The sequence below is a fragment of the Devosia sp. LC5 genome (genome assembly GCF_000735585.1).
In the GTDB taxonomy this organism is placed as follows: Bacteria; Pseudomonadota; Alphaproteobacteria; order Rhizobiales; family Devosiaceae; genus Devosia.
Window position 1 is genome coordinate 195,415 of the sequence record NZ_JNNO01000023.1, and the last position, 19,907, is coordinate 215,321.

Genomic DNA, 19,907 nt, shown 5'->3' on the forward strand with positions numbered 1-19,907 from the left:
GCGCTATTTGCCGACCCGCTCGAACCACGCATCTTCGCTGATCACCTCGACGCCCAGCTCCTCGGCCTTTTTCAGCTTGGAGCCGGCGCCGGGACCGGCCACCAGGATATCGGTTTGCGCCGATACCGAGCCGGCAACCTTGGCGCCCAACCGTTCGGCCATAGCCTTGGCTTCCGATCGTGACATTTTTTCGAGCGAACCGGTGAAGACGACTGTTTTTCCGGCCACCACACTGTCGGCTGAAACGTTGACGATATAGGGCTTGGGGTGAACCTGCTCCAGCAGCCGGTCGAGTACATCGTCATTGCGCTCATTGCCGAAGAAATCCGTCAGCGCCTCGATCACCGTGCCGCCAATGCCGTCGACGGACGGGAAGACGGCCTTGGGGTCTTCCGCTCCGGCGGTTTCCTTGCCGACCCGGATCAGCTCTTCCATCGTCGAGAAGGTGCGGGCCAGCACCGCTGCGGTGGTCTCCCCGATATGGCGGATGCCCAGGGCGAAGATGAACCGGTCAAGCTCTGGCTCGCGGCGGTCGTCGATGGCCTTGAACAGCTTGTCGAGGCCTTCAAAATTGCGGTCCTCGACGCTGCGGACATTCTTGCGCGTCTTGCCCGAGGCGGCTTCGCGCAGCCTGGCCTGTTCCTCGCGCCGCTCGGCCAAAGCCTGCTGCACGGCGGGGCGGCGCTCATGCAGCGTGAAGATATCGGCCGCCGTCCGCACCAGGCCCTTGGAAAAGAACAGCTCGATATTCTCGGCGCCCAGCCCCTCGATATCGAGCGCGCCGCGCGACACGAAATGGCGCAGGCCTTCCACCGCCTGGGCGGGGCAGATCAATTCGCCGGTGCAGCGGCGGCGGGAATCTTCCTTGCCGGTCTTTTCGTTGATCTCGCGCGTGGCGGGCGAGCCGCAGACCGGGCATTCATGCGGGAATTCGTAGGGCACGGCGTCCGACGGGCGCTTTTCCAGCACCACGCGGACGATCTGAGGAATGACATCGCCGGCGCGCTGAATGACCACCGTATCGCCGATGCGGATATCCACGCCCTCGCGGATCGGCATTCCGTTGCTGTCAAAGCCCTTGATATAGTCCTCATTGTGCAGCGTGACATTTTCCACCACCACGCCACCCACCGTGACCGGCTCAAGCCGCGCCACCGGGGCCAGGGTGCCAGTGCGGCCGACCTGGATATCGATGCGTTTGACCACGGTGCTGGCCTGTTCGGCCGGGAATTTATGCGCCACCGCCCAGCGCGGCTCGCCGGTGACGAAGCCCCAGCGGCGCTGCAATTCGAGCTGGTCCACCTTGTAGACGACGCCGTCGATATCGTAGCCGAGCGAGGAGCGCTGTTCCTCGATCAGCCGGTATTGCGCGATGAGTTCGTCCACAGATCTGGCGCGCACCATCAGCGGGGTCACCTGGAAACCCCATTCGGCAAATTTCTGCACCGCATCATATTGGGTGGGAGCCGGGTCCTCGGTGGTGGCGCCCCAGGCATAGGCGAAGAATTTGAGATTGCGGCTGGCGGTGACCGAGGCATCCTTCTGGCGCAGCGAGCCGGCGGCGGTGTTGCGCGGATTGACATAATCCTGCCCGCCGGACGCGGCCGAGCGGGCCTTGAGCGCCTGGAACTCGGCATAGGTCATATAGACTTCGCCGCGGATTTCGATGCTGGCCGGCCAGCCCGAGCCTTTGAGCTTTTCGGGAATGTCCTTGATGGTACGCAGGTTTGCCGTGATGTCCTCGCCCACCGCCCCGTCGCCGCGCGTGGCGCCGCGCACGAAGACGCCGTTTTCGTAGAGCAGCGAGGCCGAGAGCCCGTCGATCTTGGGTTCGGCGGTGAAGGCGATGTCGAGATCCTTGTCGCGCTCGAAGAAGCGTCTGCCGCGGGTGATGAAATCGACCACGTCCTCGTCGGTATAGGCTTTGGCCAGACTCAGCATCGGCACGGCATGGCGCACCTTGGCAAAGCCCTCGGCCGGCGGCGCGCCGACCGAGAGCGAGGGGCTGTCCTCGCGCACCAGATGGGGGAAGGCTTCCTCGATGGCGTCATTGCGGCGGCGCATGGCGTCATAATCCGCGTCGGTGATCTCGGGCGCGTCATTCTGGTGATAGGCGATATCGGCTTCGGCGATGGCCCTGGCGAGGCGCGCCAGCTCGGCATCGGCTTCCGGCTCGGTGAGTTCGTCGACGGGTTTGTTGGATAGGTCGGTCAATTATGCCTCGGAAAACTCGGAGACCTCATGGTGAGCTTGTCGAACCATGTGGTCGGGAACACTGTGCCACGACCTCGTCCTTCGACAAGCTCAGGATGAGGTCTACTGAAAATCTTGCCCGCGTGGTGAGACAGTCGCGCCACACGGTTAGGGGGAGACCTACCCCACTTCGCTCAATAGCTTGCTGGCGGCGGCGCGGGCTTCGTCGGTTATGCTGGCGCCGGCCAGCATGCGGGCGACTTCTTCCTTGCGGGCGGTGATGTCGAGCGGCTTGACATGGGTGCGCACGAAGGCGCCCTCCTCCACCGCCTGCTTTTCGATCAGGAGATGGCGCTGGGCGCGGGCGGCAACCTGGGGGGCGTGGGTGACGGCGAGCACCTGCACCTTGCCGGCAAGCCGCGCCAGGCGCCGGCCGATGGCGTCGGCGACGGCACCACCGACGCCGGTGTCGATTTCGTCAAAGATCAGCACGGGGGCCGAACCGCGATCAGCCAGCACCACTTTGAGGGCCAAGAGGAACCGGCTGAGTTCGCCGCCCGAGGCCACCTTGAGCAAGGGGCCGGCGGCAGTGCCGGGATTGGTCTGCACGTGGAAGGCGATCTGGTCGAAGCCAGCGGCGGCAATGCGGTGCTTGTCGACCTGATGATCAACGATGAACTTGGCCGAACCCAGCTTGAGGTCGGGCAATTCGGCGCCCACGGCCTTGCCGAGCGCGATGGCGGCCTTGGCGCGGCCTGTGCTGAGCGTTTCGGCGGCTTTGCGATAGATTTCCATCGCCTTGGCCTCGGCTGCAGTCAGCGCCACCAGCTTGGTTTCGCCATTCTGCAGGGTTTCGAGGTCGGCCGTGTATTTGGTCAGAACCTCGATCAGCCCTTCGGGCGTCGTCTGGTGCTTGCGGGCAGCCGCGCGCAGGGAGAACAGGCGCTCCTCGACGGCTTCCAACTCGCCCGGGTCATAGGCCATTTCGCGCTTGAGCTCTTCGAGCGCTTCGCTGGTGCGGTCCAGGGCGATCAGGGATTGGTCGAGCGCGTCCACGATGGGCTGGAACTGGGTGCCGCCGCTATCGATCTTGCGCAGGAGGCGGCGCATCAGGGCGGCAAGCGCCGGCGCTGGCGCCGAGGGCCCGTTGAGGATTTCATCGGTCTCGGTGACATCGGCAGCCGATTTCTCGGCCTGCTGCAATTGCTGGCGGCGATCGGCCAATTCATCTTCTTCGCCGGGCACCAGCCTGAGCTTGCTCAATTCCTCGACGGTGTGGCGGGCATATTCCTCGGCGGCGAGCGCTTCGGCCACCAAAGCCTTCTGCTCGGCGACGGCTTCCTGCGCCTCGGTCAGCGCCTGCCAGGCGTCACGGACGGCGGCTACGGGCCTTTCCAGCTCGCCAAAGGCGTCCAGAGCCGCGCGATGGGTCGCGACATCCACCAGCGCGCGATCATCGTGCTGGCCGTGGATTTCAACGATCTGGCTGCCGACGCGCTGCAGCAGCGCGGCAGAAACCGGCTGGTCATTGATGAAGGCGCGGGTGCGGCCATCGGCGAACTGCACGCGGCGCAGGATGATGTCTTCGTCATCGGGAATGGCATTGTCGCGCAGGGCGGCGCGCGCGGGATGGTCCTGCGCCAATTGCAGCACGGCCACCACCTGCCCGCTGTCGCAGCCAGTGCGCACCAGCGAAGCGTCGCCCCGCCCGCCCAAAGCCAGCGTCAGTGAATCGAGCAAAATGGATTTGCCGGCGCCGGTCTCACCCGTCAGCACGGTCATGCCGCCATCCAGCGCGAGATCGAGCTGATCGATCAGGACGATGTTGCGAACCGAAAGCGCGTTCAGCATGCGCGGACTAGTCCCTAAGACGCCAGAACATCGAGCGGCAACAGCTTCACCAAGTGCCCCCATGATGAGCCCGTCGAACCACGGACTCTGGTAGCACGACCGCGTCCCTCAACAAGCTCGGGATGAGGTCTACTTCAACTTTTGCCCCGATTTCTACAATAGAAGAAGGCGCGCCAGCAAGCTAGCGCGCCTTGGAACAAAATAGCAACATTTATTATTAGCGGCGGACAGCGGCCAGCCAGCTACCAGTGTTCATCTCGGGCGCCAGGCCCTGCTTGCCCAGCAATGCGAAGGCCTGCTGATACCAGGTGCTGGACGGATAATTGTGGCCCAGCACGGCGGCGGCAGTCTTGGCCTCGTTGACCAGGCCGAGCAGCAGATAGCCCTCGGTCAGGCGATACAGCGCTTCCTCGATATGTGTCGAGGTCTGGTATTGCTCGACAACCGTACGGAAGCGGTTGATGCCGGCCAGATATTGACCATTGCCCAGATAATAGCGGCCAACCGACATTTCCTTGCCAGCGAGCTGGTCAAAGGCCACCAGCAGCTTTTCCTTGGCATCCTGGGCATATTCGGACTTGGGATAGTTCGAGATGATCAGGTTGTAGGTGTCGATGGCGTCACGCGACAATTGCTGGTCGCGGGTAATGTCCTTGATCTGGCCGAAATAGGAATTGCCCTTGAGATAGAGCACATAGGCCACGTCCTTGCCGTTCGGATAAATGGCGAGGAAACGGTCAGCGGCAAGGATGGCTTCGGAGAACCGGCCGATTCGGTAGTTCGCGTAGACCACCATCAGCTTGGCTTTTTCGCTCAGAGCCGAGGTGGGGTGCTGACGCTCTAGCTTTTCGAGATGCCCGATGGCCGTGACATAGCGCTGCTGATCCATGTTATCGAGCGCCTGCTGATACAGCGCCTCGGCCGGAATGATCGGCTCTTCCCGGGCCTTGGGCGGCCCAAACAGGTTCATGCCCGAGCAGCCGGCGAGCACCAGGACCAGAAAGCCAAGTGTCAAGAACCGGGCGGCCCGGCTGGTGAAACCACCAATAGCATCAACTGTCACGAACTGCCCCGTCTCTATCAGGAAACCGCTATGTGCGGCGTAGTTAGCAAATGGTTCAAAACTGTGGCGCTGCAACTGACCCCACCGGGTCAGCGCACGGACCGCAAGTAGTGATTGATCTCTAACCCATCAGGCTGATCGTCGAAAGCCTCGAATTCGAGCGGCAAATCTTCCGCACTGACGATTTCATAATTGGCTTCGCTGGAAAACAGCCCCGTCAACACATGTGCGTTAAGAGCGTGACCGCCTTTATAGGAGCGGAACCGGCCCCAGATGGGCAGGCCACCCAGCGACAGGTCCCCGATAGCGTCGAGCAGCTTGTGGCGCACGAATTCGTCTTCGTAGCGCAAGCCGCCCGGATTGAGGATACGGTCTTCGTGCAGCGTGATGGAATTGTCGAGGCTGGAACCCAGGGCGTAGCCGGCCTGGCGCAGGATCTTGGCATCCCGCACGAAGCCAAAGGTGCGGGCGCGCGAAATGTCTTCGTAATAGCGGCGCGGCGTCCAATCGAAGATCATCCGCTGGCGGCCGATGACCTTGGAGTCGAAATCGATCTCGAGATCGAACGAGCGGCCATTATAGGGCTCGAGCGCGGCGAACGCGTCATTGTTGCGCACGGTAACGGCGCGCATGATCTTGAGGAACTTGCGCTGCGCCGGCTGGATTTCGAGGCCCACCTGCAGGATGGCATCGGCAAACGGGCGCGCGCTGCCATCCAGAATCGGGCATTCCCCGCCATCGAGCGTGATCAGCGCATTGTCGACGCCCATGCCCGACAGGGCGGAGGTCACATGCTCGATCGTGGCGACGCTCATGCTGTCGCCCAGATCGAGCGTAGTGCACAGGGTGGTGCGCGAAATACGCGCGAAATGCACGAGAACAGGCCGTGTCGTGCGGCCTTCGCCCAGTTCGCGGCAGATCAGCAGACCGCTATCGGGCGCGGCCGGGCCGAGCGTGAGGGTAACGGGTTGCGCGCTATGAACACCATAGCCCGCGAACGAGATCGGCGCCGCTAGGGTACGCTGGCGCGTGGTTAGTTTTGACATGCTTGAAGTTACTCCGACCCAAGCCCTGGGACGACTGGCTACTCTATTATCCAAAAAAAACTCGGTGCGGAAGCCGCACCGAGTCACGTTTCACGAGTCCGTAAGCGGAGTGTTAACCGTGCTTTCGGAGGAATGCTGGAATTTCAAGGTGTTCTTTCTGTGGCGCCGGGGCCGGTTGGCGGCCATGCAGGTCAAGACGCCCCTGGGCCCCTTCGGCCGGCGGGGAAACCCGCGAAGTCCTTGCCGGACCGGCCTCAATCGCGCTGCGGGCAGCCGCATCATCGGCGCTGGAATAGGCAGTTTCGTCACGTTCTACCGGCTGGGACTGGCCCAGATTGAGCCCGACATTGGAGGCCAGGCGCTTGAACAGTGCACGGGCATTGCGCGGCTCGGTGTCAGGACGTTCCTGCTCCTGCTGTGTCCGGCGCGCAACAACCGGCAGCTCTTCAGTGCGCGGCATGCGGCGCTGGCCATCGGGACGGGCAGCGTGAGAAGGCACATAAACACTGGGCACGGGCTCGTCCTGCACCATGGCAGGCTCATCCGCATCATGGATCGAGTCGGCGGCCGGAATATAGGGCTCAACGAAAACGCCATCGTCTTCATGGCCATGGCTCGGCGTGGGATTGTCGAACGTGATGGCTTCGGCGACGGCCGCCTCGACCTGATGCTCGATAGCCTCGCTGGTCGTCGGCGCAGGGGTCGCAACAGCAGCGCGTTCGGCGGCGACACGGGTCGGCTCAACCGGGACATGGCGGCGCACTTCGAGCGGGGTGCGCGAAGCATGCGACTTGGCCGGCTCTAAAGCCTGCACCATGGTCGCGTCGGTGCCGGTGGCCACAACGGCAACACGGATCGTGCCGGTGAGGTTCGGATCGAAGGTAGCGCCCAGGATGATATTGCAATCCACATCGACTTCCTCGCGGACGCGGCTGGCCGCTTCGTCGACTTCATAAAGCGTCAGGTCAGGACCGCCGGTAATGGAAATCAGCAGACCGCGCGCACCCTGCATCGACACGTCATCGAGCAGCGGATTGGCAATGGCAGCTTCCGCGGCGTGGCGGGCACGATCTTCGCCCGAGGCTTCGCCAGTCCCCATCATCGCCTTGCCCATGCCACGCATCACGGCACGCACGTCGGCAAAGTCGAGGTTGATCAGGCCTTCCTTGACCATCAGATCGGTGATGCAGGCAACACCGGAGAACAGCACCTGGTCGGCCATCGCGAAAGCGTCGGCGAAGGTGGTCTTCTCGTTGGCAACGCGGAACAGGTTCTGGTTGGGAATAACGATCAGCGTATCGACATGGCGATGCAGCTCATCAATGCCATCATCGGCCAGACGCGTGCGACGGTTGCCCTCGAAGTTGAAGGGCTTGGTGACGACACCAACCGTCAGAATGCCTTGCTCGCGCGCAGCCCGAGCCACAACGGGCGCAGCGCCAGTACCCGTACCACCGCCCATGCCGCAGGTGATGAACACCATATGAGAGCCGGAAAGGTGGTCGTTGATCTCGTCCCAGCTCTCTTCGGCTGCAGCGCGACCCACTTCGGGGTGCGAACCGGCGCCCAGGCCCTCGGTGACACCGACGCCGAGCTGGATGATGCGCTGCGCCTTGGACAGGGCCAGGGCTTGAGCATCGGTATTGGCGACGACGAAATCCACGCCATCAAGACCGGACTCGATCATGTTGTTGACGGCGTTGCCGCCACCACCGCCAACACCGAATACGGTGATGCGGGGCTTGAGTTCCTGAATATCCGGGATGGTGAGGTTGATGGTCATGGATGGCCTCATAGTGGCTTGATTGGTTAAGGTTTACCCCCCAATTCGTTAACCGCGTCCTAACAATTGTCTCACCGGTGTTAACGTGATCGCAAAATGCGACACCAACCATTCCGCCATTGCAGAGTTGTTAACCACGCCGGCCCGGCGGCCGGTTGACACACATAACCAATCAGATCTATAACATAACGGTTATGCAATGAGGAGACTGCAAATGACCGACATCATGCCCTGCCTGTGGTTTGATAATCGCATTGATGAAGCTATCGAATTTTACACCAGCACCTTCAAATCGGCCAAGGTGCACGAGGTGACCCACCAGGACCCCAATGGCCCCGCCTTCACCGCCGTGATCGAGCTGGAGGGGTACAAATTCATGCTGCTCAATGGCGGCCCGCAGTTCAAATTCACCGAAGCCGTCTCGTTCATGATCAATGTCGATGGGCAGGACGAGGTCGACTATTTCTGGGATCGCCTGACCGCCGATGGCGGCGCGGAGAGCCAGTGCGGCTGGTGCAAGGACAAGTTCGGCCTGTCCTGGCAGGTCGTGCCCAAGCAGATCTATGAGACCGTCCTGGGCAAGGACCCGGCCGGCTCGCAGCGGGCGATGCAGGCCATGCTCAAGATGGGCAAGCTGATCGTTGCCGACCTGCAGAAGGCCTATGCGGGCGCATAGACCGAATTGCCTCTGCTGTCGCGATATGGTCCTTTGCCGCAAACGGGGAGAGGACAATGGACCAGCACGAGCTGATCGCGGCTGTTAAGGAAGCAATGACAGGCAAGGAGGCCATTCGTGGGCTCTTTCTGGCCGGCAGCTATGGAAGGGGAACGGCGGACGCCTGGAGCGATGTCGATCTGGTCGCGCTGGTCGAGCCGGAACACCATGCGACTGTTGCTGCCGATTGGCGGCAGACGCTGGATGCGATCACCCCGATCGTGTTCTGGCAGGAATTGCCACGCGGCGGCCTGCTGCTCAATGCGGTGTCCGAAGAATGGCTGCGCTGCGACATGAGTATCGTGGCGCCCGACAATTTCGGCCGGCGGGCCAAGAACACGGTCAAGCCGCTGGTCGACCGCGACGGGCGCTATGACGGCCTGCCCGATGCGCTGCCGCTCAGGCAGCCGGACAAGGGCACGGTCAACTATCTCATCCATGAATTCATTCGCATGCTGGGGCTGATGCCCGTCGGCGCAGGAAGGGGTGAATATGTAACCATGGTGCTGGGCGTCAGCATGATGCGCGACCATCTGACGACATTGCTGATGCAGGACGTGACCAATCCCGACCCGGGCGGCATCCTGCATCAATCGACGCTGCTTTCGGCCGAGGACATGGCCCTGCTCAAGTCCCTGCCCTATCCCAGGCCGGAGCGTGATGCGGTGATCGCGGCCAATTACGCCATTGCGCGGGAGTTCATGCCGCGGGCCCGGGCGATGGCCAAGCGGCTGGATATCGCGTGGCCGGAGGCGTTTGAAGCGGCGACGCGCAAGCGGTTGGCCGCGACGCTGGGGGATGAGGCCGGGCGGGCTTGGTAGTCACTTGGAAAAACGCCTGCCCCCGGTTGCATCATTCGCCTCTGGCATAAAAAATAGTGTGCCACGCGAATGATATGGGGAGACCATCGGGATGAAACCGGGACGACACCCAGTGATGGCGATCGGGCTTGTGCTGGGCCTTTTCGCAGCTACGGCCGGCCAGGCGCAGCAGGTGGATAGCAGCGCCGGCGCTGAATCGGCGCCGCTGACCGTCGGCGTCTATGTCAGTCCACCCTTCGTGATGAAACAGGATGACCGGTTCACCGGCATGGCCATCGACCTCTGGGAGCATGTCACCGAACCCCTTGGCCTGGATTCCACCTATGTCGAGCTGGACACGATTGCCGATCTGATCGAGGCCACCGCCAACGGAACTGTCGATGCCGCGGTGACCAACCTCACCGTGACCCGTGATCGGGTCGAGGTGCTCGATTTCACCCATCCCTGGTTCGATGCCGGGCTGCGGGTGATGGTAGAGGAAAATCGCAGCTCCAGTTTCTGGGACATCCTGGCCGGACTGCAGGCCTCCGGACACTTGACCGCCTATGCCTGGATCATCGGCATTATCCTGGTGGCAACTGTGCTGCTGACCCTCTTTGACCGCCGCTTTGACAGAAACTTCCCCGAGCCCTGGCACGACGGCATTGCCGAGAGCTTCTATACGGTGATGTCGGTGGCGACGACCGGAAAGCCACCATCCCGCAAGAACCTCTTCGGCTGGATAGGCCGTGTCTGGCAGGGGCTGTGGCTGGTCTGCGGCGTCGCGGTGCTCGCCTATGTCACGTCCTCGGTCACCAGCGTCATGACGGCCCTGACGCTGACCAACCAGGTCAACAGCGTTGCCGATCTGCCGGGCCGGCCGGTCGCCGTGTTCAGCGGCACGGTGGCCGAACGCTATGCCGCCGATGCCGGTTTCGATGCCCGTTCCTTCGCCCATATCGACGAAGCGGTCGATGCCCTGGTCAAGGGACGCGTCCTCGCCGTCGTGGCCGATGCGCCCGTATTGGAGTTCTACACCTACAGCAATCCGTCGGTACCGGTCGCCGTCGTCGGCGCCATCTTCGAGCCCGACAAATACGCCTTCGGCCTGCCCCATGGCAGCCCACTCAGCCGTCCGCTGACGGTGGAAGTGATCGGCGCAGCCGAGAGCGGCGGCATCGCCGAAATCCGCGAACGCTATTTTGGCGACCTGCCCTAAAAACTGGTTCTGAGCCAGTTTCCCACGCGGGCGAAATAGCCGTCGGTGCCGGTGAGTTTGCGGCTGCCGCGGGGTTCGGCATATTCCTGGGAGCAGACCTGGGGATAGACCAGCATGCCGGCGACGGTGGCGAAGGCGGCGCCCTTGGCCATTTCGGGCAGGCCGGCAATGCCCATGGGGCGGCCATTGCGCACGTTACGCGCGAGGATGCGGCGGGCAACTTCGGGCAGGCCGGTCATTTCGCTGGCACCGCCGGTCAGCACGAAGCGGCGGCCGCAGACATCCATCATGCCGGTGGCCTGCATGCGGTCACGGATGGCGGTGAGGATTTCCTCGATGCGCGGGCGCATGATGCGGGTCAGCACCGAACGGGCCACCTGCCCCGGCGCTTCGTCGTGCGTGGCGCCCACGGGCTGGATCGCGATCATGTCGCGCTCATCGGCCTGGCCGGGCAGCACCGAGCCGTAGAAGGTCTTGAGGCGCTCGGCATCGGCGACGCTGACCGAAAGCTGGCGGGCGATATCAAGGGTCAAATGATGGCCGCCAATGGCGATGGCGTCGGCATAGATCAGATGGCCGTCGTTGAAGACAGAAACGGTGGTGGTCGCGCCGCCGAAATCGACGCAGGCAACGCCGAGCTGGGCTTCGTCATCGACCAGGGTGGCAAGGCCCGAGGCATAGGGGGTGGCGATCAGGGCTTCGATCTGCAGGTGGCAGCGATGCAGCACCAGCTCGAGATTGCGCATGGCCAGGGTTTCGGAGCTGACCACGGCGACATCGACGCCCAGCTTTTCGCCCACCATGCCCTTGGGATCGCGAATGCCCTTCTGGCCATCCAATGCGTAACCGATGGGTAACGCGTGGATGATCGATCGCTCGGGACGGACCGAGCGTTCATTGACGGCGCGCAGCACGCGGTGAATGTCGGCCTTTTCGACTTCCAGACCATCCAGCGACACGGCGGCAGAGAAGGTCTCCGAGCCCAGCCGGCCAGCGGTGACATTGACGATGACGCTTTCGAGCGTCAGGCCCGCGGCGCGTTCGGCCATGCCGACAACGGAGCGGATGGCGTGCTCGGCCTTTTCGATATCGGTGACAACGCCGCTCTTGACCCCGCTGGAGGGGCCATAGCCAAAGCCGATGACCTCGACCTGATGCGAGCGGCCGCGCAAAGCCTTGCCCTCGGCGCGCGGGGTGAGCCGGGCGATGACACAGCAAATCTTGGTCGACCCGATATCGAGCACCGCGACCAGCGTGGTCTTGCCTGGTTGAACGGGCCGCAGCCGGGAGGTCATGGCGTCGGTCATCATCGCTTCTTGGTTTCTTCTACGGCAGGTGTGGTCGGGCGGAGGGCGACGAGATTGTCGACGCGCAGGTCGATCACGGTGATATCGCGGTCGAGCAATCGGTAATCGGTTTCGTACATGGCGAGCTTGCGCAGCGCCTGGGCAACACCCAGCTCCGGCAATTGCACACGCAGGCCCGTATCATAAATCATGTCCCAGCGGCGGTCGGCGATGCGGGAGAGGGCCAATAGGCCATTCTTGAGGCCGGGAAATTGATCGAGCGCGCGGATCATCACCAAAGCGTCGTCGGCAGCGCCATCGCCAATCACCAGCGGCAGGTCGCCATAGGCGCCCCGGTCCTCGCCGATCTGTTCGCCCTGCCCGTCGACCACAAAGGTCACGCCATCGACGCGCCAGCGGGCAATGGGGGTCTTTTCGGTGATGGTGACCAGCACATCGCCGGGATAATTCTTGCGCACATTGACGGTCTCGACCGAAGGGAGCTCGGCAATGCGCTGGCGGGCCGCTTCGACATCGAAGCTGACGGTGGAGGTTTTGGGCTGCACGCCCAGGGCGTCGAAAATGTCCTGCTCGCTGGTCAGCGACTGGCCGGTGATGGAGATTTCACCGATGGCAAAACCAGCATCGGCGAATTCGCCCTGCGCAATGCCGCCCAGCGCGGAGACACCCATGCCCAGCGGTTCGCGGATCTGATAGATGACGCCGATCACGGCCAGCAGAGCAATGGCCGAGCAGGTGCGCACAATGGCTTTGCGGTGCAGCACCCAGGCGCGGCCGAAATTGTTGATGAGCTTGCGCCGCGGAGAGCGGACAGGAACAGGCAATGCACGGGGATTTACGATCCGCGCGCCAGCGAGAAATGCCTCGCTTTTTACCTGTTGCAACTCGCGTCCTCCACCATCCAGGAGACAAGATCTTCGAAGGAATGCCCGGCATATTTGGCCTGCTCGGGCACCAGGGACGTCTCGGTCATGCCCGGCTGGGTATTGATTTCGAGACAGACCAGTTCGCCATCTTCGCCCACCGCGTCATTGTAGCGGAAGTCCGTCCGCGACACGCCCCGGCAGCCAAAGGCCGCATGCGCGGCAAGGCTTAGCTTTTGCACTTTGTCGTAAATTTTCGGTTTCAGCTGTGCCGGAATAATGTGGACCGAACCGCCTTTGGCGTATTTGGCCTCGTAATTGTAGAAGCTCAGCTCGGTGACGATCTCGGTCACCCCCAAAGCCACATCGCCCATCACCGCGCAGGTCAGTTCGCGCCCGGGAATGTAGCGTTCCACCATCACCTCTTCGCCCGAATTCCAGTCTTCGCCCAGGATGTCCTGCGGCGGCCGATTGGCGCCCTGCTTGACGATGTGGACGCCAAAGCTCGAGCCATCGGCAATCGGCTTGATGACATAGGGCGTCGCCATGACGTGGCTGCGTGCCGCGTCGGCCCGCGGCACGACAACATGGTCGGTGACCGGCAGGCCCGCGGCCTTGAGCACGATCTTGGCCTGGTGCTTGTCCATGGCCAAGGCCGAGGCCAGCACGCCCGAATGGGTATAGGGCAGCTGGATCAGCTCGAGAAAACCCTGGATCATGCCGCTTTCGCCAAACGGGCCATGCAGCGCATTGAAGGCCACGTCGGGCTTCAGATCAGCCAATACATTGGCAATGTCGCGGCCGACATCGACTTCGGTGACGCGATAGCCGGCGCGGCGCAGGGCAGCGGCGCATTCGGTGCCCGAACTCAGCGACACCTGGCGTTCATTGGACCATCCGCCCATCAGGACGGCGACGTGTTTGGTCATGGGGAAGTCCGATCGGCCTGAGAAAACATAGGAAAGAGACCCCTCATCCGCCCCTTCGGGACATCTTCTCCCTCAAGGGGAGAAGAGGGGTATTGGGTTTTGGCGATGCGGCCAGCGGCCATCACACCGCCCCGGTGAAAACATCGCCATCGAGGAATTCTCGCACCTCGCGGCCGGGCTCGAAATGGCCCATGCGGCGGATTTCCCATTTCAGCTCGATGCCCGAATGCGCCCGCACCTTGTTGCGCACGGTCTCGCCCAGGGTTTCGATGTCATGGGCACTGGCATTGTCGATATTGAGCAGGAAATTGGCGTGCAATTCGCTCATCTGCGCGCCGCCGACGGTAAGGCCCCTGCCCCCGGCAGCGTCGATCAGCTTCCAGCTCGAATGCCCTTCGGGATTCTTGAAGGTGGAGCCGCCGGTCTTGGCCTTGGTGGGTTGTGAGCTTTCGCGCTTCTCGGTGATCTCGCGCATGCGGGAAAGGATGTCTTCGCGCTCACCGGCAAAGCCCTGATAGACGGCGGAGGTGAACACCGCGCCGCGCGGGCCGTTCGACTTGCGGTAGAGATAGCCCATATCGGCATTGGTGAGGGTGATGATCTCGCCCTGCCGCGTCACCGCGCGCAGCTCGACCATGCGGTCGCGCGTTTCGGTGCCGTAGCAGCCCGCATTCATATAGAGCGCGCCACCAATGCCGCCGGGAATGCCGCGATAAAAGGTCAGCCCGTCAATGCCGGCCTCGGCAGCGGCGGTGGCAACCTTGACGTCGGGCAGCGAGGTGCCGACGCGGATCTTGTGGTCGTCCAGGATTTCGACCTGCCCGAAGGCCCTGCCGGAGAGCTTGATGACCACCCCATCCAGGCCGCCATCACGGATCAACAGGTTCGAGCCCAGCCCGATCACGGTCATGCGGATGTCGGCGGGCAGGTGCTTGAGGAAATAGGCGAGGTCTTCCTCGTCGGCCGGAGTAAAGAACAGCTGGGCCGGGCCGCCGACGCGGAACCAGGTGACTTCGCTCAGCAGCTGGTTGGGAACCAGCCGGCCGCGAACCCCGGCAATCCAGGGCTGGAACTGGGGAATGAGGTCGGGATAGCTCACTGCACGTCCTTTCCCAAAAGCGTGGCCAATTCGCCCGGCAAGGCGGCGGCCCATTGGGTGATATTGCCGGCGCCCAGGCACACGATATAGTCGCCATCCTCGGCGCGGCCGGCGATCAGTTCCGCCAGGTCCTCGGGACGCTCGAGTACACGGGCATCGCGGTGGCCCCGGGCGCGAATGCGGTTGACCAGTTCGTCATTGGTCACGCCAGCAATGGGCTGCTCGCCGGCGGCATAGACCGGGGCGACGATGACGGTATCGGCGTCGTTGAAGCAGGCGGAAAAATCGTCGAACAGATCATGCAACCGGCTATAGCGGTGCGGCTGCACCACGGCGATGACGTCACGCCTTGTCGATTGGCGGGCGGCGCGCAGCACCGAAGAGATTTCCACCGGGTGGTGGCCGTAATCGTCGATGATTGTAATGCCGCCGACCACGCCGGTGCGGGTGAAGCGGCGCTTGACGCCCGAAAAATTCTTGAGGCCCTTGCGGATGGCTTCGGCCGGAACATGCAACTGGTCGGCCACGGCGATAGCGGCGGTGGCATTGAGCGCATTGTGTTCGCCCGGCATGGGCAATTCGAGCCCATCGATGCGCAACTGGGTGAGGCGGATACGGTCGCGGATTTCGACGGCGAAATGGCTGACGCCGTCGATGGTTTCAAGATCCACCAGACGCACATCGGCCTGCGGATTGCGGCCATAGGTGATGACGCGGCGATCCTTGACCTGGCCGACCAGCGCCTGCACTTCGGGATGGTCGAGACACATCACGGCAAAGCCGTAGAAGGGAACGTTCTCGACAAACTGGTGGAAGGCCTGCTTGACGCCTTCGAAATCGCGATAATGATCGAGATGTTCGGGATCGATATTGGTGACCACGGCCACATCGGCCGGCAGCTTGACGAAAGTGCCGTCGCTCTCGTCGGCCTCCACCACCATCCACTCGCCCTCACCCAGGCGCGCATTGGTGCCATAGGCATTGATAATGCCGCCATTGATGACGGTGGGGTCGAGATCGCCGGCATCGAGCAGGGTCGCGACCAGCGTGGTCGTCGTGGTCTTGCCATGCGTGCCGCCAATGGCGATGGCGTTCTTGAAACGCATGATCTCGGCCAGCATCTCGGCGCGGCGCACCACGGGCAGCGCGCGGGCGCGGGCAGCGACCAGTTCGGGATTGTCTTTCTTGATGGCTGACGAAACGACGACCACGGCCGCTTCCCCGAGATTTTCGGCCTTTTGGCCGATCTCGATGCGGATACCCATGTCGCGCAGGCGCTGCACATTGGGATTGGCGGCGGCGTCCGAGCCCTGCACTACATAGCCCTGATTGTGCAGGATTTCGGCAATGCCGCTCATGCCGATGCCGCCGATCCCCACAAAGTGGACCGGGCCGATATTGCGGGGCATTTTCATGAGACTTGTTCCATTTCCGTAGTGCCCTTCCCGGCGAGAGTCTCGGCGATATCCGCCAGCTTCTCGACGGCGCGGGGCTGGCCCAGCGCACGGGCGGCGGCGGCGGCCTTGTTGAGCGTCGCCGGGTCGGTGATGAGGTTGGTGAGGCGAGTGCCTAGCGATTGCGGCGACAGCGTGGCCTGCTCGGCAATCCAGCCGGCGCCGGCAGTGTCGACGACCAGGGCATTGTTTTTCTGGTCGGCATCAAGCGCACCGGGCAGCGGCACCAGGATCGAGGGGCGCCCGATGACGCAAAGCTCGGTAATGGTCGAGGCGCCCGAGCGGCCGATGACCAGATGGCTCCGTGCGATCCGCTCCGGCAGGTCGCCAAAGAACGGGGCAAGTTCGACATTGACCTTGGCCTGCCGGTAGACCTCGGCCACCCGGTCCAGGTCCTCGGCACGGCATTGCTGCACGATGCGCAGGCGCTGGCGGATATGTTCGGGGATGAGCGCAATGGCTGCCGGGACGATGTCGGACAATGCCTTGGCGCCCTGGCTGCCGCCGAAAACGACAAACTGGATCGGCCCGTTTTCCTCAAGCGGCGGATAGGGCATGCCGGCCAGCACCCGCACGCGGTCGCGCACCGGATTGCCGGTGACGCGCTTTTCGATTTTGAGCGTGTCGGCGAATTTGGTTTCGGCAAAGCTCAGGGCCAGCACGTCCGCAAAGCGGCCCAGCGCGCGATTGGCGCGGCCCATTACCGCGTTCTGCTCATGCAGGATGCCCGGAACACCCAACAGGCTCGCCGCGACGAAGGGCGGGAAGGTGGGATAGCCGCCAAAGCCGATCACGGCATCAGGCTTGGCTTTGCGCAGCTTGCCCATGGCAACGGCAATGCCGCCCAGGATTTTGAGGCCACCGGCGACAAATTTGATCGGATTGCTGAGCGAGGGCGTGGCCGAGGGCACGATGTGGACCTGCGTGGCGGGAAAGTCCGAGCCATAGCTTTCCACGCGATGATCGGTCATCAGCTCGACCAGATGCCCGCGCCGCGTCAATTCCTGGGCCAGCGCCATGGCCGGGAAGAGATGCCCCCCCGTGCCACCCGCCATGAGGATGAACTTCTTCATTCAGCTGGTGCCAATGCGCTCTTGTAGACGGGCAGACCTGTGACCATTCGCTCCTCGGGCTTGGTGCGTGTGAGGGCCAGCATCAGCCCCATGCCGAAGGCAATCGCGATCATCGACGTACCGCCATAGCTGACGAATGGCAATGTCATGCCCTTGGGCGGAACGAGGTTGAGATTCACCGCCAGATTGATGCCCGACTGCATGGCGAACTGGATGGCCAGCGTCGACGAGGCCAGCCGCGCAAACAGGCTCGTCTGCCGTTGCGCGCCCATCATGGCGCGAATGACGATAAAGGCGATGAGCGACACCAGCACCATGCAGAAGATGATACCGAACTCGCCAGCGGCGGCCGAGAAGACATAGTCGGCATGGGCGTCGGGGATCAGCTTTTTGGCGATGGATTCACCGGGCCCCCGGCCGAACCAGCCGCCTTCGAGCAGCGACTGCAGCGCACGGTCGATCTGGTAGGTATTGCCCCCGCCTTCGGGGTTGAGGAAAGTATCGATGCGGCGCGAAAAGTGCGGGAAGAACAGATAGGCCCCGAACAGCAGCCCCCCGGACGCACCGGCAAGGCCGACAATGATCCACCAGGAAATGCCGGAGATGAAGAGCAGGCTCGCCCAGGTCGCCAGCACCAGCGCCGTCTGCCCGATATCGGGCTGCAGCAGGAGGGCTACAACGATGGACAGCATGATCAGCGTGGCCAGCATCTTGCCGGGCACATTCTTGTGCACCATGGATTCCGAGAACAGCCACGCGCCCAGCACGGCAAAGGCCGGCTTGACGAATTCGGAGGGTTGCACCGATTGGCCGGCAAATGAGATCCAGCGCCGCGCGCCTTTGACCTCGGTGCCGAAGCGCAGCGTGGCCCAGAGCAGGACGAGGCTGACCACCAGCGTTACCAAAGCTGCGATACGTGCCTGCCGATGGCTCATCAACGAGGCGCCGAGCAGCACCGGCAAAGCCAATAGGCAGAACAGGGCATGACGGATGATGAAGAACCACGGCGACAGCCCGATGCGCTCGGCCACCGGGGGGCTGGCGGCGAAGCTGAGGACCATGCCGCAGGTCATCAACAGGATCAGCGCACCGAGCAGTTCGCGGTCGATTGACCACCACCATTCAGCCAAAGGGGTCTTTTCTGCGCGGGAAAACATCATGGGCGAGCCGGTTCAGCCGGCCTCCTGACAGATAAAATTCGTGTCGAATTGTATCTCGCCGATGGTTACCGATTTCCCACCGCTTTTGCGTTTTGCGAATCGAATGATGGGACCGGCATCTCTGCCATCGTCATCACCCGGCTTGTCCGGGTGATCCATGCGTCAGCGCGCGCTGAAAGATGGATTGCCCGGATAAACCGGGCAATGACGATGTGGGTAGCATGGGGTAACGGCCGGCAATTCGCAGTAGGCTTACCGCAATTTCAGCGAGCTCAGGCCGATCAAAGCGAGGACGAAGGAGATGATCCAGAAGCGGATCACCACCTGGCTTTCGGTCCAGCCGAGATGCTCGAAATGGTGGTGGATCGGCGCCATGCGGAACACGCGTTTGCCGGTGAGGCGGAACGAGGCGACCTGGACGATCACCGATACGGTTTCGAGCACGAATAGCCCGCCGATAATGGCGAGGACGATTTCATGCTTGGTGGCGACGGCGATGGAGCCCAGGGCGCCGCCCAGAGCGAGCGAGCCGGTATCGCCCATGAAGATCTGGGCCGGCGGGGCGTTGAACCAGAGGAAGCCCAGCCCTGCCCCGATCAGCGCGCCGCAGAGCACCGAAAGCTCGCCGGTGCCGGGGACGTAATTGAGCAGCAGGTAATCGGAGAAATTCACGCTGCCGACGAGGTAAGCGATCAGCGCGAAGCAGGCGGCGGCAACCATGACGGGGACGATGGCCAGGCCATCAAGGCCATCGGTCAAATTGACCGAATTGCCGGCCGCCATGATGACGAAGCCACCGAACAGAATGAAGAAATAGCCCAGATCGATGGCCAGACCCTTCACGAACGGGAACAGCAGCGAGGTCGCGTAGGGCTCGGGGCCCAATTGGGAAATGGCGTAGCAGGCTATAGCGCCGATCAGCGCTTCGAGGGCCAGGCGCTGCTTGCCGCCAAAGCCCCTGTGGCTCATGCGCTTGACCTTGAGATAGTCGTCATAAAAGCCGATTGCGCCGAAGCCGACGGTGACCAGCAGAACCACCCAGACATAACCATTGGTGAGATTGGACCAGAGCAGGGTCGAAAACACCGCGCCGGACAGGATCATCAGCCCACCCATGGTGGGCGTGCCCTTTTTGGTCAGCAAATGCCCGGCAGGGCCATCTTCGCGGATCGGCTGGCCCTTGCCCTGGCGCAGGCGCAGGCCGTTGATCATGGCCGGCCCGAACAGGAAGACGAAGAACAGTGCCGTGATCACCGCGCCCGCTGTGCGGAAGGTGATGTAGCGGAACACGTTGAAGGCCGAGACCGCATCGCCCAGCTGACCGAGAAAATAGAGCATGAAGGAAGCGTCCT

General features: G+C 62.8%; 16 protein-coding genes. 3 read left to right on the forward strand and 13 right to left on the reverse strand.

Going from position 1 to position 19,907, the window contains the following annotated elements:
• Positions 1-3: 3 nt before the first annotated feature.
• The 5 genes from ligA to ftsZ all read right to left on the reverse strand — a co-directional run bounded on the left by ligA (position 4) and on the right by ftsZ (position 7,936).
• Complete coding sequence (gene ligA / locus FF80_RS13045; protein ID WP_035101096.1) at positions 4-2,214, reverse strand: NAD-dependent DNA ligase LigA; 2,211 nt, start codon at positions 2,212-2,214, stop codon at positions 4-6.
• Between the two features lie 159 nt (positions 2,215-2,373).
• Positions 2,374-4,044, reverse strand: a complete 1,671-nt coding sequence (gene recN / locus FF80_RS13050) for a DNA repair protein RecN (protein WP_035101098.1) — start codon at positions 4,042-4,044, stop codon at positions 2,374-2,376.
• Between the two features lie 217 nt (positions 4,045-4,261).
• The gene (locus tag FF80_RS13055) at positions 4,262-5,107 is read right to left on the reverse strand and encodes an outer membrane protein assembly factor BamD (protein ID WP_160172836.1); all 846 of its coding nucleotides are present in this window, start codon (positions 5,105-5,107) and stop codon (positions 4,262-4,264) included.
• Between the two features lie 89 nt (positions 5,108-5,196).
• Positions 5,197-6,153 carry a UDP-3-O-acyl-N-acetylglucosamine deacetylase gene (lpxC, locus tag FF80_RS13060; RefSeq protein ID WP_052153531.1) on the reverse strand — a complete coding sequence of 319 codons (957 nt, stop codon included), beginning with the start codon at positions 6,151-6,153 and terminating at the stop codon, positions 5,197-5,199.
• Between the two features lie 112 nt (positions 6,154-6,265).
• Complete coding sequence (ftsZ, locus tag FF80_RS13065; RefSeq protein WP_035101101.1) at positions 6,266-7,936, reverse strand: cell division protein FtsZ; 1,671 nt, start codon at positions 7,934-7,936, stop codon at positions 6,266-6,268.
• Between the two features lie 214 nt (positions 7,937-8,150).
• Between ftsZ and FF80_RS13070 the strand changes: the two genes are divergently transcribed.
• The 3 genes from FF80_RS13070 to FF80_RS13080 all read left to right on the forward strand — a co-directional run bounded on the left by FF80_RS13070 (position 8,151) and on the right by FF80_RS13080 (position 10,670).
• Entirely contained in the window at positions 8,151-8,612 is a 462-nt protein-coding gene (locus FF80_RS13070) for a VOC family protein (RefSeq protein WP_035101103.1), read from the forward strand.
• A gap of 56 nt (positions 8,613-8,668) precedes the next feature.
• Entirely contained in the window at positions 8,669-9,472 is an 804-nt protein-coding gene (locus FF80_RS13075) for a nucleotidyltransferase domain-containing protein (RefSeq protein WP_035101106.1), read from the forward strand.
• Positions 9,473-9,587: 115 nt separating this feature from the next.
• The gene (locus FF80_RS13080) at positions 9,588-10,670 is read left to right on the forward strand and encodes a transporter substrate-binding domain-containing protein (protein ID WP_152558375.1); all 1,083 of its coding nucleotides are present in this window, start codon (positions 9,588-9,590) and stop codon (positions 10,668-10,670) included.
• Here the strand turns inward: FF80_RS13080 and ftsA are convergent.
• From ftsA to mraY, 8 genes are all read right to left on the reverse strand, one after another.
• Entirely contained in the window at positions 10,667-11,980 is a 1,314-nt protein-coding gene (ftsA, locus tag FF80_RS13085; protein ID WP_081917427.1) for a cell division protein FtsA, read from the reverse strand. The genes FF80_RS13080 and ftsA overlap by 4 nt on opposite strands.
• Complete coding sequence (locus tag FF80_RS13090) at positions 11,977-12,861, reverse strand: FtsQ-type POTRA domain-containing protein (protein WP_052153533.1); 885 nt, start codon at positions 12,859-12,861, stop codon at positions 11,977-11,979. Before FF80_RS13090 ends, ftsA begins: the two co-directional genes overlap by 4 nt.
• A complete protein-coding gene (locus tag FF80_RS13095; RefSeq protein ID WP_035101109.1) occupies positions 12,849-13,769 on the reverse strand; it encodes a D-alanine--D-alanine ligase in 921 nt (306 codons plus the stop codon). The genes FF80_RS13090 and FF80_RS13095 overlap by 13 nt, the downstream gene beginning before the upstream one ends.
• A 121-nt stretch (positions 13,770-13,890) precedes the next feature.
• On the reverse strand, positions 13,891-14,868 hold the full coding sequence (gene murB / locus FF80_RS13100; RefSeq protein WP_035101112.1) for a UDP-N-acetylmuramate dehydrogenase: 978 nt from the start codon (positions 14,866-14,868) through the stop codon (positions 13,891-13,893).
• Positions 14,865-16,283: a UDP-N-acetylmuramate--L-alanine ligase gene (murC, locus tag FF80_RS13105; RefSeq protein ID WP_035101115.1), complete on the reverse strand. Its 1,419-nt coding sequence runs from the start codon at positions 16,281-16,283 to the stop codon at positions 14,865-14,867. The genes murB and murC overlap by 4 nt, the downstream gene beginning before the upstream one ends.
• A complete protein-coding gene (gene murG / locus FF80_RS13110) occupies positions 16,280-17,395 on the reverse strand; it encodes an undecaprenyldiphospho-muramoylpentapeptide beta-N-acetylglucosaminyltransferase (RefSeq protein ID WP_035101120.1) in 1,116 nt (371 codons plus the stop codon). Before murG ends, murC begins: the two co-directional genes overlap by 4 nt.
• Positions 17,392-18,552 carry a putative peptidoglycan glycosyltransferase FtsW gene (locus tag FF80_RS13115; protein ID WP_035101372.1) on the reverse strand — a complete coding sequence of 387 codons (1,161 nt, stop codon included), beginning with the start codon at positions 18,550-18,552 and terminating at the stop codon, positions 17,392-17,394. The genes murG and FF80_RS13115 overlap by 4 nt, the downstream gene beginning before the upstream one ends.
• Before the next feature lie 255 nt (positions 18,553-18,807).
• Entirely contained in the window at positions 18,808-19,893 is a 1,086-nt protein-coding gene (gene mraY / locus FF80_RS13120) for a phospho-N-acetylmuramoyl-pentapeptide-transferase (protein WP_035101122.1), read from the reverse strand.
• Between the last annotated feature and the right edge of the window lie 14 nt (positions 19,894-19,907).